Source organism: Streptomyces sp. NRRL B-24484 (genome assembly GCF_000717715.1).
GTDB lineage: Bacteria > Actinomycetota > Actinomycetes > Streptomycetales > Streptomycetaceae > Kitasatospora.
The window spans coordinates 49,001-61,689 of sequence record NZ_JOAI01000003.1; the positions used below are offsets into that span (position 1 = coordinate 49,001).

Genomic DNA, 12,689 nt, shown 5'->3' on the forward strand with positions numbered 1-12,689 from the left:
AGGCCCGGGCCGCGCACCACCACCCTCCACCCGCGGCACCGCCCGCCCGAGCACTGGAGCACCACCCATGGCCCAGGCCGATCTGGTCTTCACGAACGGCCCCGTCCACACCAACGACCCGGCCCGCAGCCGCGCCACCGGCCTCGCGGTCACCGCCGGGCGGATCACCGCCGTCGGCCACGACGAGGTCCGCGAGCTGATCGGGCCGCGCACCCGGGTCGTCGACCTGCACGGCCGGCTGCTGATCCCCGGCTTCCAGGACGCGCACGTCCACGCGGTGTACGGCGGGACGGAGCTCGCCGAGTGCGACCTGTCCGGCACCACCGGCGTCGACGAGTACCTGCGCCGCGTCCGCGAGTACGCGGCGGCCCACCCGGAGCGGGAGTGGATCACCGGCAGCGGCTGGTCGATGGAGAGCTTCGAGGGCGGCCTGCCGGGCCGGCACCTGCTCGACTCCGTCTGCGCCGACCGCCCGGTGTTCCTGCTGAACCGCGACCACCACGGCGCCTGGGCCAACACCCGCGCCCTGGAGCTCGCCGGGCTCACCGCGGACACCCCGGACCCGGCCGACGGCCGGATCGAGCGCGAGGCCGACGGCACCCCGAGCGGCGTGCTGCAGGAGGGCGCGACCGGCCTGGTCTCGCGGCACGTCCCGCCGAGCACCGCCGCCGACCGGCTGGCCGGCCTGCTGCGCGCCCAGGAGCTGCTGCACTCGCTCGGCATCACCGGCTGGCAGGACGCCCTGCTCGGCGTCTTCAACGGCCAGCCCGACGTCTCCGACGCCTACCGGACGGCGGCCCTCGACGGCACGCTCACCGCCCGGGTCACCGGCGCCCTCTGGTGGGACCGCGGACGCGGCGCCGAGCAGATCCCCGAACTGGAGGCGAGGCGCAAGGAGCTGGGCCACGGCCGGTTCCGCGCCGGCGCGGTGAAGATCATGCAGGACGGCATCGCGGAGAACTTCACCGCCGCCATGACCAGCCCCTACCTCGACCGCTGCGGCTGCGCCACCGCCAACAGCGGGATCAGCTTCGTCGACCCGCTGCGGCTGCGCGAGCACGTCACCGCCCTGGACGCCCTCGACTTCCAGGTGCACTTCCACGCCCTCGGCGACCGCGCCGTGCGCGAGGCGCTGGACGCGGTCGAGGCCGCCGTCGCCGCCAACGGCCGGCGCGGCAACCGGCACCACCTCGCCCACCTCCAGGTCGTCCACCCCGACGACCTGCCGCGCTTCGCCCGGCTCGGCGCGATCGCCAACGTCCAGCCGCTGTGGGCCGCCCACGAGCCGCAGATGGACGAGCTCACCATCCCCTTCCTCGGCCCCGAACGCGCCTCCTGGCAGTACCCGTTCGGCTCGCTGCTGCGGGCCGGCGCCACCCTCGCCGCGGGCAGCGACTGGCCGGTCAGCAGCCCCGACCCGATCGCCGGGCTGCACGTCGCCGTCAACCGGTTCGAGCCCGGCGCCACCGACGGCCGGGTCTTCCTGCCCGAGCAGCGCCTCGACCCGGCCACCGCCCTCGCCGCGTACACCGCCGGCTCGGCCCACGTGAACGGCCACGACGACGCCGGCAGCCTGCGCCCCGGCAACCTCGCCGACCTGGTCGTGCTGGACCGGGACATCCTCACCGCACCGCCCGGGGAGATCGCCGACGCCCGGGTCGAACGCACCTACGTCGGCGGGGAACTCGTCCACCTGGCCGACTGACGCCGCCGGCCCCCGGTGCGCACGGCCGGCGCACCGGGGGCTGTCAGTGATCACCACTACCTTTCTCAGCGTCCCGCCGATCCGGCGCGGCACACCCCGGACGCAAGGAGAAGGTGCATTGTCTGCCTGGGAGGGGTCGAGCACGGCGCGCGTGGTGCCGCCCGCGCGGCCGCGCAAGCTCGCCAAGGTCCCGTTCGTCGAACTGGCCGACGGCCGGCTGCAGGGCGTGGTGTCCAGCGGCTCCGACATCGAGCGGGTCTACGTCTCGTCCGTCGCGGCGGGCGACTTCGCGTTCGCCTGCAGCACCAACAACAACCGGCCGTGCGGCGGCGCCCGCGGCTCGTTCTGCAACCACATCGGCGCGCTGATCACCGAGGCGGTGCTGCAGTACGGCGCCGAGCGGGTCGCCCGCTACCTGCGGGTCGAGGCCGCCGACGACGCGGCGGCGATCGCCGGGGCGATGCGCGCCACCCTGCCGCCGACCGCGGACCGGGCGGCCGCCGCCCAGGTGTTCAGCCGCTTCCTGCGCCACCTGGCGTACCTGGAACTCGCGCCGACCACCGCGCCGCTGCCCGAGATGCAGTGGTTCCCGCCGACCCGGGCGGCGGTGGCCTGATGCGCGCCGACCTGCTCGCCGACCCGGTCGACGGCCTCGACGAGGCGCTCGCCGCCGTCGACGGCTTCGACCGCGTCCTCGCCTCCGGCGTGCTGCGGCCGCAGCCCGCCCAGGCCGCCGGGCTGCTCGCCCTGGCCGCGGCCGTCGCCGGCTCGCCGCTCGCCGCCCCGGTCGCCGAGGCAGCCGAGAAGACCGCTGCCGGCATCGGGGACGAGGACCACCTCACCGCGCTGGCCGCGGCCCGCTGCGCCCTGCTCGGCTCCGTCCACGACGCGCTCACCGCCCGGATCGACGCCGCGACCGGCCGCAGCCGCACCGCCGCCCCGAGCGCCGCACCCGGCGCCCCGCAGGCCGCGAACCTGCTCGCCGCCGCCCGCGCCTGGCTCGCCGACCTCGCCCGGGCCGGCTGGCAGGGCATCGACCACGACCTCGTCGCGGGGGCCGCCCCGGTGGTCAGCGCGATGCTGCCCGACCCGGGGCTGCGCCGCCTGGCCACCCTGCTGGACGGCTTCGCCGCCGAACTCGCCGCCTCCTGCCCGGGCGCCACCCTGGAGCGGGTGCCGCTGCGCCGCTGGGCCGACCTGTGGTCGCGGGCGCTGGTGCTCACCGTGCCGGGCGCGTCCGCCGCGCCGCCCGCCGAGGCCGTGACGGGCCGTCTGCTGCCGCTCGGCATCGACCTGCAGGAGCACGCGACGGCCGTCCAGGCCCAGGTGCACGCCGTGCTGGAACCCGCCGACGGCGGCCCGCCGCGGCTGGTGCGCGCCTCCGTCTCGGCGCCCAAGCCGGACACGGTCGTCGGGACGGGCGTCTGGCAGCTGCTACGCCCGCACACGACGCTGCTCGCCGCGGTCGGCGAGGGCCGCTCGATGGAGCTGACCGACATGCCGGTCACCGCCGGGGGCGACCTGCTCTGGAGCGACGGGCACGCCCGCCCGGGCGACCCGGCCGACGCCTTCGGCACCGCCCGCGTCGTGCTGGCGACGGCCGAGGCCGCCGCCACCGCACCGGTCGACCGGCACCCGGCGGCCGTCGCGGTCCCGGTGCTGCTGGAGGGCTACACCGTCCGGCAGGACGAGGAGGGCACCGTGTTCGACCTCGCCGGGCAGCCGCTCGCCGTCGACACCGACCGGATCCCGGCGGCCGGCCCGCTCACCCCGGAGGCCGTCGCGGCCTCCGCCGCCTGCATCGGCCTGCTCCGCTGGGACGCCGGCCGGTACCTGCTGCAGCCGCTCGCGGTGGAGACGACCGTCCGGAGGAAGGCCGTCGCCCTGCACGCCGGGGCCTGGGCCGGCGGCACCACCGACAAGCTGGGCGTCAAGGCGGAGAAGGCCGCCACCGACGCCGTCGCGGTGCTGCGCGAGCGCGCGGGAAGGCTGCTGCGGAAATGACCGAGCCGACCACCGGACCGGTGACCACCGAACCCGTCCCGGACGCCGACGAGAACCGCCGCCAGGTGCTCTACTGGCGGCTGCTGGCCCGCCTGTTCGACCCGGAGGAGCAGCACGCCCTGGAGTCGGCGAGCCTCTCCGTCGTCGAGGACATCGGCCTGCCGGCCGCCCTGCTCGACCCGCAGACCTCCGTCGGCTCCGTCGTCCAGCGCCACCCGGAGCTGGCCGCCGAGATCGACGGCCTGATGCTGCCGGGCGAGGACGGCGGCGGGCGGGACGGCGCCGCCGAGGTGCGGCGCGCCGCGCTGGCGTCGAAGGTACTGCTGAACGTCTTCGCCACCGGCAGCGGCACGGTCACCGCCGGGCAGCTCGCCCGCTGGCAGTCCGACGCGGGCTGGCTGGAGCGCGCCCTCGGCTGCCGGCCCGGCGAGCTGCGCGCGGGCCGAGGGCAGGCGCCCGGCGGCGTCCAGGGCCTCGGGCCCGAACTGGGCTCGGTCGAGGCCGGCCTGGTGAAGCGGATGCAGCTGCGCGAGGTGCTCGCCGATCCGAAGCTCGCCGCGCAGCTGACGCCGAGCATGTCGCTGATCGAGCAGCTGCTGCGCGACAAGCACAACCTCTCCGGCGTCGCGCTGGCCAACGCCAAGGCGCTGATCCGCCGCTTCGTCGACGAGGTCGCCGAGGTGCTGCGCACCCAGGTCGCCAAGGCCTCCACCGGCCGGCCGGACCGTTCGGTGCCGCCGAAGCGGGTCTTCCGCAACCTGGACCTCGACCGCACGATCTGGAAGAACCTCACCAACTGGAGCCCGGAGGAGGAGCGGCTCTACGTCGACCGCCTCTACTACCGGCACACCACCCGGAAGACCACGCCGCAGCGGCTGATCGTGGTGGTCGACCAGTCCGGTTCGATGGTCGACTCGATGGTCAACTGCACCATCCTGGCGTCGATCTTCGCCGGCCTGCCCAAGGTCGACGTGCACCTCGTCGCGTACGACACCCGGGCGATCGACCTGACCCCCTGGGTGGGCGACCCGTTCGAGATGCTGCTGCGGACCAACCTCGGCGGCGGCAACGACGGCCCGGTCGCGATGGCGATGGCCCGCCCGAAGATCACCGACCCCGCCGACACCGTGATGGTGTGGATCTCGGACTTCTACGAGTTCGACCGCTCCCAGCCGCTGTTCGAGGCCATCGAGGCGGTGCACCGCTCCGGGGTGAGGTTCATCCCGGTCGGCTCGGTGACCAGCTCCGGCCGCCAGGAGGTCAACCCCTGGTTCCGGGAGCGCTTCAAGGCGCTCGGCACGCCGGTGATCTCCGGCCACATCGGCAAGCTCGTCCACGAGCTCAAGAACTTCCTCGCCTAGGCCCGCGGGCCGGCACCCCCTCGATCCCTTCCCGAAAGGCCCTGACATGTCCGACCTGTTGCGCGCCCCCGCCGAGCTCAAGTACGCCGAGGAGCTGGCCTGGCTGGAGTCGGTCGACGACAACCCGAAGCCGTTCAGCTGGCGGCTCTCGCCGAAGATGGTGCGGCTGTTCGTGCTCGGCTCCGAGCGCTCCGACGGCCTCGACCGCGAGGTCGCGCAGAAGTGGTTCGGTGACCGCAGCATCGTCGAACGCGCGATCGTCACCCTGGCCTCCGACCGCGGCCTGCTGCTGATCGGCGACCCCGGCACCGGCAAGAGCTGGCTGGCCGAGCTGCTCGCCGCGGCGGTCTGCCGCGACTCGACCCTGGTCGTCCAGGGCACCGCCGGCACCACCGAGGACCACATCAAGTACTCCTGGAACGTCTCCATGGTGATCGCCAAGGGGCAGTCCCGGGAGTCGATGATCCCCTCGCCGATCATGACGGCGATGGAGACCGGCGCGATCGGCCGCTTCGAGGAGCTGACCCGCGCCACCAGCGACGTGCAGGACGCGCTGATCTCGATCCTCTCCGAGAAGTACATCTCGGTGCCCGAACTCGACAGCGACGGCATCGTGTTCGCCAAGCCGGGCTTCTCCGTCATCGCGACCGCCAACAGCCGCGACCGGGGCGTCAACGACCTCTCCTCGGCGCTGAAGCGGCGGTTCAACTTCGTGCGCATCCCGGTGGTCACCAACAAGCGGAGCGAGGCGGAGATCGTCCGCTTCCGCACCGAGGAGCTGCTGCGCCGCCACTCCATCGAGCTGGAGGTGCCGCCCACCCTGCTGGACGTGCTGCTGCAGTCCTTCGCCGACCTGCGCGCCTCGGCCGCCGCGGCCGGCAGCGACGACGAGAAGCTGGAGTCGGCGCTCTCGACGGCCGAGCAGATCGGCGTGCTGGAGGACGCCGTGCTGCACGGCAACTTCTTCGGCGAGCGGACGCTGACCGCCCGCACCCTCGCCTCCTCGCTGGTCGGTTCGCTGGCCCGCCGCGAGCCGGAGGACCTCGCCATCCTCAACAAGTACCTGCACGGCGTGGTCGAGCCGCGCGGTAAGGAGCAGGGCGGCGAGTGGCCGGAGTTCCTGGAGGGCGGCCGCGACGCGATCGCCACCCTGTCGTGAGGGCCGCACCCGCGGGCCCCTTCGACCCGCTGCGGTCCCGACTCCAGGAGGCGGCGGCGGCGTTCGCCGACGGGCCGGACGCCCTGGAGGGCATCCTGCTCGGCATCGTCGACGACGTCGACCGGGCGGCGCGCGAGCCGCTGGAGATCTTCCCGGTCTGCCACCACTCGCCGGCCTCCGCGGTCGCGATGGCGCGCCGGCTGCGCGAGAAGCAGCCCAGGGTGGTGTACCTGGAGCTGTGCGAGGACATGGCGCCGCTCCTGACCGAACTGCGCAACTGCCGCCTCCCGGTGGCCGTCCAGGCGTTCGCGACCGAGGTCGACGGCTTCCCCGCCGACTGGGCGCCACTCTCGGTGGTCGCGCCGATCACCGAGGCCTCCGCCGAGTACCAGGCGATCGCGTACGCGCTGGACACGCCCGGGGTCGAGCTCGTCCTGGTCGACCGCTCCTCGGACCACGTCTTCCAGTGGCAGCCGCGCGACGCCGCGCCGGACGCGCCGGCCGACGCCGGTGCCGAGCCGGAGGCGGCCGCCGCCGACGGGGAGGCCGCGCTGCACGGCGACGCGGTCGGCGTGGAGATCGGCGACCTCCGGCCGCGCTTCGCCGAGCTGGAGGAGCACCTGCTCCGGCACGGCAAGGTCCGGCACTGGTCCGAGTGGTGGCACCAGTACGTGGAGGTGCCGCTCGGCGACAGCGACCACGACACCTACCGCCAGGTCATGCTGCTGATCGGCAGCCTGTTCCGGCGGCTGGCGCCCGGCGACCCGCACCGGGTGGCGGTCGACGAGGACCGCGAGCGGTACATGTGGACGAGGATGCGCGAGCACCTGGCCGCCACCGGCACCGACCCGGCCGACTGCCTGTACGTCTGCGGCGCCTTCCACGCCGCCAGCCGGGTCGCCGAGTTCGGCGTCGACGGCAGCGACGGCTTCGCGATCGCGCCGCGCTCGGCGACCCGCTGGCAGCACGGGCTGATCCCGTCCAGCCACGCCGCGATCGAGGCCCAGTTCGGCTTGGCCGCCGGCTCGGTGTCGATCGCCGCCGCGGTGTGGGCGAAGAACCTCAAGCGCACCGAGGTCCGGCCGTACCGCCTCGCGGGCCAGGCCGGCGGCTCGAAGGGCACCGGCAGGGCCGCCGCCGCACCGGTGCCCGCGGCCGCCCCCGCGCCGTCCGACCGGCTGTCGGGCTTCCTGCAGCGACCGCCGGTGCTCGACACCCTGGACGAGGCCGAACTGCTCGGCTGGTCCGTCGACATCGTGCGCGCCGCCCGACGCAACGGCTACCTGGCCTCGACCGCCGACGCCATCGCGGTCTTCCAGACCTCGGTGCTGCTGGCCGGGATGCGCGACCGGGCGCGGCCGACGCCGTACGACTTCCAGGACGCGGCCGTCACCTGCATCGAGAAGGACTCGGTGCCGGGCCGGCGCGACGTCGGCCGGCTGGTCGAGATCATGATGGGCGGCGACCGGATCGGCCAGGTCGGCTACGACGCGCTGCCGCCGCTCGCCCGCGACGTGCACGACCGGCTCGCCCCGCTCGGCCTGCGGCTGGAGCAGCGCGGGGTGCAGCGGGCGTTGCTGGACATCGCCGCCCGGCCGGAGCTGGACGCCTGCTCGGACGTGCTGTGGCGGCTGCGGTACCTGCTGCCGCAGGGCGCCGCCCGGCCGATCATGGGCGAGCGGCGGCTCGGCGAGCGGTCCGTCCAGGAGTCCTGGGACCTGGCCCTCGGCACCCACCAGCGGGCCCTGATCGAGCTCGGCTACGAGGGCGTCAGCCTCGAACAGGTGCTGGAGCAGCGGCTGCGGCGCAAGGCCTACGGCCCGCAGGCCACCACCGCGGACGTGCTGGCGGCCGTCGAGGACGCCACCCTCTACCTGGGCAGCCGCCGGCTCGCCGACGAACTCGGCCGGCACGCCCTGGAGGTGCTGGCCACCGAGCGCAGCGTGGACGGCGCGCCGGAGGTGCTGCGCCGGGTCCGCCGGCTGCTGGCGTACTACCGGACGAGCGAACCCTCGCTGCCCGGATGGATCGAGTCCTTCGTCAGGACGGGCTACGCGCACTACTGCACCCTGCTGCCGACGGCGTTCACCGACGAGGACGCGACCGTCCGCCAGGTCGCCGCGATGCTGGGCTTCCTGTTCGGCATGGAGGGCCTGGCGCTGTCGCTGGGCTGCGACCGGACGCAGCTGGAGCTGGCGGTGGCCCAGTCGCACCCGGAGGAGCCGTCCCGGGTGGCGCTGCTGTGGGCCGCCCAGGTGCAGCTCGGCCGCCTCTCCCGGGCGGAGCTGCGCTCGCGCTGCGCCGACCTGCTGGCGAACCCGCTCGCGCTGCCGGCGTATCCGCGCTACCTGAGCGGCTTCGTGCAGGCGCTGGAGCCGGTGCCGGGCCTGACCGACTTCGTGGTCGAGGCGGTGTCGCGGGCGTTCGGGCAGCTGCCGGACGCGGTGCTGCTGCCCTGGCTGCCTGCGCTGATCACCGGTCTGCGGGCGGGCGGCGCCGAGCTGGCGCCGCTGCTGATCCGCGAGGCCGGGCGGATCTTCCCGGGGCGGCTCGCCGCGCTGGACGCCTGGGTGCCGCCGTGGCGCGCCCCGCAGCCGGACCCGGCGGCGCTGCGCCCGGCCGGGGGCGGGGGCGGCGCGGCCCTGCTTGCGGCCCACCCCGCGTCCTGCGACGCGCTGGCCGCGCTGCTGGGCTGCGAGGGCGGCTGGGCGTCACCGGACTCCGGGCCGGCGGGCGCAGCGCTGGTCGGCCGCCACCCGGACGCGGCCGGGGCCCTGGAGGCGCTGCTGGCGACCCGCTGACCCGCCCGGACGGACGGCGGCCGCACCCCCCACCGGGTGCGGCCGCCGTCCGTCGTGCGCCGCTCAGGTGCCGCCGGAGGCGGCCGTCCGCCGGGCGCGGGCGAGGTCGAGGCAGAGGGCGGCCGCGGTGATCAGCCAGGCGGCGACGGCGATCCAGAGCAGCGGGTGGCCGAGGCCGTTCAGCCAGGGGAGGTGGGCGGCGGTGCCGGTGGAGAGGGTCGCGACGGCGCTCATGCCGAGCGGGAAGACGGTGGCCCAGCGGCGGATGTTGTACCGCGGCCGGGGGTGGCGGATCTCGGCGGCGAGCAGCACGAGGTAGCCGGCCAGGTCGAGGGTGAGCAGGACGAGGGTGGCGTCGCGCAGCACGGTGTGCCCGGCGCCCGTCCACTCGGGCCAGGCGGTGAGCTTGGAGCCGGCCAGGGCGCAGATGGCGAGGGCTCCCGCGGAGATCCACTGGTCTCCGGCGCCCGTCAGGATCTGGCGGGGGTCGAAGCGGAGCAGCGCGGCGACGTACAGCACCAGGCCGAGCGCGAAGGCGGCCAGCGCGGCCGGGGCGAGCCAGTCGCCGCTGCCGGCCGGGGCGAGGGTGCCCGCGAGCACGGCGAGCCCCTCGGTGGCGACGCAGACCAGGAAGGCGACGCCGGGCAGGTGGTGCTTCCAGTGCCGCAGCACGGAGATCAGCAGTGGCGGCCAGGCGGCCGCGGCGATCGCCAGCAGCACGCCAGCGGTGCCGTGCCAGCCGGCGAGCGCGAAGCGGGTGCCGACCACCGTGGTGGCGGCGACGGCGGTGAGGGCGGGCGGGGTGGTGGCGTTGGCGGCCCAGCGGTCGCGGTCCCGCAGCAGGGTGAGGGCGAAGGCGAGGGCGAGCAGCAGCCAGCCGGCGGAGGCGAGCGCCAGCAGGACCTGCGAGGAGGTCTCGCGGCCGACCAGGTCCAGGCCCACGGAGACGATGCCGGTGGCCATCACCGCGGAGCCTGCGGCGGGCGGCACCTTCGTCCACCAGTGCGCGGCCGGCCGGTCGCCGGGACGGTTCGGGGCGGGGCCGGCCCGGTTCGGGGTGGGGAGCTCCATGCCGCCCATCGCAGCGCAGCGTGGCCGGTGCTGCCAGCGGGCCACGCCGGTGGGCCACTCGCCCGGGTGCAGCCGCGGTGGTCCGCCCGGTGCGGCGGGAGAGGCGCCGCACCGGGCGGGGTCGGATCGGCGGCCCGGCGGGGCCGCCGGGGTCAGAGCAGCGGGCCGGTGACCGGCAGCACCACCTGGCAGGGGATCGGCCGCGGGTGCGCCGGGTCCAGGGCGTTGAGGACGTCGGTGAGGGCGATCGGGTCGTAGCCGATCTCCAGGTGGTCGGTGGCGTCCAGCGGGCACTGGTCCTGCACGGTGAGGTTGGTGACGTGCGGTCCGGCCGGCAGGAAGGTGTTGGTGTACGGGGTGACGACCTCGTCGAAGCGGGTGGCGATCACCGTGTAGTCGACGCCGGGGACGGTCTGGCCGCCGGCGTCGAGGGCGGCCAGGAACGGGGAGCCGACCTCCTGCTCGACGCAGGCCGCGCAGGCGTCGTCGAGCAGCTCGTTCGCGGGCTCCAGGATGTGCAGCTGCCGGCCGAACTCGGTGATGCCGTCCAGGGTGGTGCCGCTGTTGTTGGGCGCGAGGCCGACCAGCTTGCCGACCTTGGCGGCGCCGCCGAGGTTCTTCAGGTAGTAGCGGGCCATCAGGCCGCCGCCCTGGGAGTGCCCGACGAGGTCCGCCTCGGGCGCGCCGGTGCCGGCCAGCACGCGGTCGACGAAGGCCGCGAGCTGCTGCGCGGAGTCCTCGATCGGGCCGGTGCCCTGGACGGGCGACCCGGCCGCGCCGCCGTAGCCGAAGGCGTAGACGCAGTACCCGGCGTTCGCCAGCAGCGGCGCCGCGCCGCCCCAGTTGTCGTTCATGTTCTCGAACGTGCCGTGCACCAGCACGACCGGGGCCGGGTGGTCGGCCCCGGGCCGGCAGGACCAGTCGTTCGCGCCGGCGGGCGGCCGGTCCGGGGTGAAGAAGCCCTTCACGAAGCCGGCGCCGAAGTGGTACTCGACGGGGTACGAGGCCGCCGCCGCGGAGGGCTGCCCGCCGGCTGCGAGCAGGCCGGCCGCCGCCAGGGCCGTCACCGCGAACGACCGTGCACGCTTCGCTCTCATATTGCACACCTTCCGATTCCGCCGGAATTCCCTGACATCCGGACGGGACCCGAAGCTAAGTGCGGCCCGATGGTGCGTCAACACACACGGCGGCCCGCCGAAGGAAATCCTTCGGCGGATGCCAGGAATCTTCCCACCCCCTCCCAAAAAGTGTCATCCGGACGAGTGATTCTGCGTCAGATGCTCTCCACTGCAGGCCACAACGGTGCGCCGAGCCTACTGACCCGCCGGTAACATCACCCGCATACTCCCCCTGTGACAGCCCACAGAGAGGCCCTTCCACGCAATTTCTCCACAGAACTCAGGGCCGCGGAGAAGAGTCTCGCCGTCGATATCATCCGGGAGATCAGGGCAGCCATTCCAGAATTCTCCCGACCGCTCGCCGGGCAATTCGGTGCCGGAATCCAGCACGGCGTGGAGACGGCGCTCGCCGAGTTCGCCGACCGGATCGAGGGGGCCGGCGGCCTCGGCGTGGAACGGCTGCGGGTGTACCGCTCGCTCGGCCGCGGCGAACTCACCGAGGGGCGCAGCCTGGACGCGCTGCAGGCCGCCTACCGGCTCGGCGCCCGGGTGGCCTGGCGCCGCTACGCACGGGTCGCCCGGCGCTGCGGCCTCGGCCCGGAACCGCTGGTGACGCTCGCGGAGGCGGTGTTCGCGCACATCGACGAGATCGCCGCCGCGAGCGTGCAGGGCTACGTGGAGGCGCGTGCCGACCGGGCCGGGGCGCTCGGCCGCTCCCGCCACCAGCTGCTCGGGGCGCTGCTGGGCGGTGCGGCACCGGAGGAGGTCCGGCTGGCCGCCGCGGCGGCCGACTGGGCACTGCCCGAACGGGTGGCCTGCGTGGCGCTGGACCCGCCGCCCGCCGACCGGCCCCGGCCCCGGCCCCCGCGGCTGCCCGATCCCGTCCTCGCCGACCTGGACCATCCGGAGCCCCGGCTGCTGGTGCCGGAGCCGGAGCTGTACCTGCGCGACGGCCAGGTCCGGGAGGCGCTGCGCGGCCGCGGCGCGGTGATCGGCCCGCCGGTTCCGCTGGCCGAGGCCGCCGAGTCGCTGCGCTGGGCACGGCTCGTGCGGGAGCGGCTGCCCGGCCCGCCGCCCGAACCGGTGGACTGCCGGGACCGGCTGGCGGACCTGCTGCTGCTCGCCGACCGTCCGCTCGTCCGGCTGATCGGCGAACGGCGGCTGGCCCCGCTGGCCGGTCTGACGGCCAAGCAGAGCCGCCGGCTGGCGGAGACCCTGCTGGCCCGGCTGCAGACCGACCACGGCAGCGCGCCCGAGGTGGCCGCCCGACTCGGCATCCATCCGCAGACCGCCCGCCAGCGGCTGCACCGGGTGCAGGAGCTGTTCGGCGACGCACTCCGCAGCCCGGACGCCCGCTTCGAACTCGAGGTCGCCCTGCGCTCGACCCTGTGCGACCCGGCCTGAGCGCGACGGGACACCTCTTCGAGGACGCCTCGTCAGGGGCACCTCGTCAGGGGCACGGCATCCGTG

The 12,689-nt window shown here is 75.2% G+C and carries 9 protein-coding genes; 7 read left to right on the forward strand and 2 right to left on the reverse strand.

What is annotated here, in order from left to right:
* The first annotated feature begins 67 nt into the window (after window positions 1–67).
* From IE98_RS0103570 to IE98_RS0103595, 6 genes are all read left to right on the forward strand, one after another.
* The gene (locus IE98_RS0103570) at window positions 68–1,705 is read left to right on the forward strand and encodes an amidohydrolase (RefSeq protein ID WP_030263851.1); all 1,638 of its coding nucleotides are present in this window, start codon (window positions 68–70) and stop codon (window positions 1,703–1,705) included.
* A gap of 118 nt (window positions 1,706–1,823) precedes the next feature.
* Window positions 1,824–2,321 carry a hypothetical protein gene (locus IE98_RS0103575; protein WP_078660747.1) on the forward strand — a complete coding sequence of 166 codons (498 nt, stop codon included), beginning with the start codon at window positions 1,824–1,826 and terminating at the stop codon, window positions 2,319–2,321.
* Complete coding sequence (locus tag IE98_RS0103580) at window positions 2,288–3,709, forward strand: hypothetical protein (protein WP_030263859.1); 1,422 nt, start codon at window positions 2,288–2,290, stop codon at window positions 3,707–3,709. Before IE98_RS0103575 ends, IE98_RS0103580 begins: the two co-directional genes overlap by 34 nt.
* Complete coding sequence (locus IE98_RS0103585; protein WP_030263862.1) at window positions 3,706–5,070, forward strand: VWA domain-containing protein; 1,365 nt, start codon at window positions 3,706–3,708, stop codon at window positions 5,068–5,070. The genes IE98_RS0103580 and IE98_RS0103585 overlap by 4 nt, the downstream gene beginning before the upstream one ends.
* A 46-nt stretch (window positions 5,071–5,116) precedes the next feature.
* Window positions 5,117–6,229 (forward strand): ATP-binding protein, encoded by a 1,113-nt coding sequence (locus tag IE98_RS0103590; RefSeq protein WP_030263865.1) that lies wholly within the window; start codon window positions 5,117–5,119, stop codon window positions 6,227–6,229.
* Window positions 6,226–9,030 carry a DUF5682 family protein gene (locus tag IE98_RS0103595; RefSeq protein ID WP_030263868.1) on the forward strand — a complete coding sequence of 935 codons (2,805 nt, stop codon included), beginning with the start codon at window positions 6,226–6,228 and terminating at the stop codon, window positions 9,028–9,030. Before IE98_RS0103590 ends, IE98_RS0103595 begins: the two co-directional genes overlap by 4 nt.
* Window positions 9,031–9,093: 63 nt before the next feature.
* On the opposite strand, the gene IE98_RS0103600 is transcribed toward IE98_RS0103595, so the two are convergent.
* Window positions 9,094–10,101 carry a tellurite resistance/C4-dicarboxylate transporter family protein gene (locus IE98_RS0103600; protein WP_078660766.1) on the reverse strand — a complete coding sequence of 336 codons (1,008 nt, stop codon included), beginning with the start codon at window positions 10,099–10,101 and terminating at the stop codon, window positions 9,094–9,096.
* Window positions 10,102–10,253: 152 nt separating this feature from the next.
* Window positions 10,254–11,198, reverse strand: a complete 945-nt coding sequence (locus IE98_RS0103605; protein WP_030263884.1) for an esterase/lipase family protein — start codon at window positions 11,196–11,198, stop codon at window positions 10,254–10,256.
* 414 nt (window positions 11,199–11,612) lie between these two features.
* Here IE98_RS0103605 and IE98_RS0103610 point away from each other — a divergent pair, with 414 nt between their 5' ends.
* Entirely contained in the window at window positions 11,613–12,623 is a 1,011-nt protein-coding gene (locus IE98_RS0103610) for a helix-turn-helix domain-containing protein (protein WP_234443396.1), read from the forward strand.
* Window positions 12,624–12,689: the final 66 nt, after the last annotated feature.

Excerpts from the sequence above, each read along its gene's own strand:
- IE98_RS0103570 (WP_030263851.1), top strand. The coding sequence starts at position 68 with ATGGCCCAGGCCGATCTGGTCTTCACGAACGGCCCCGTCCACACCAAC.
- IE98_RS0103585 (WP_030263862.1), top strand. The coding sequence starts at position 3,706 with ATGACCGAGCCGACCACCGGACCGGTGACCACCGAACCCGTCCCGGAC.
- IE98_RS0103590 (WP_030263865.1), top strand. The coding sequence starts at position 5,117 with ATGTCCGACCTGTTGCGCGCCCCCGCCGAGCTCAAGTACGCCGAGGAG.
- IE98_RS0103600 (WP_078660766.1), bottom strand. The coding sequence starts at position 10,101 with ATGGAGCTCCCCACCCCGAACCGGGCCGGCCCCGCCCCGAACCGTCCC.
- IE98_RS0103605 (WP_030263884.1), bottom strand. The coding sequence starts at position 11,198 with ATGAGAGCGAAGCGTGCACGGTCGTTCGCGGTGACGGCCCTGGCGGCG.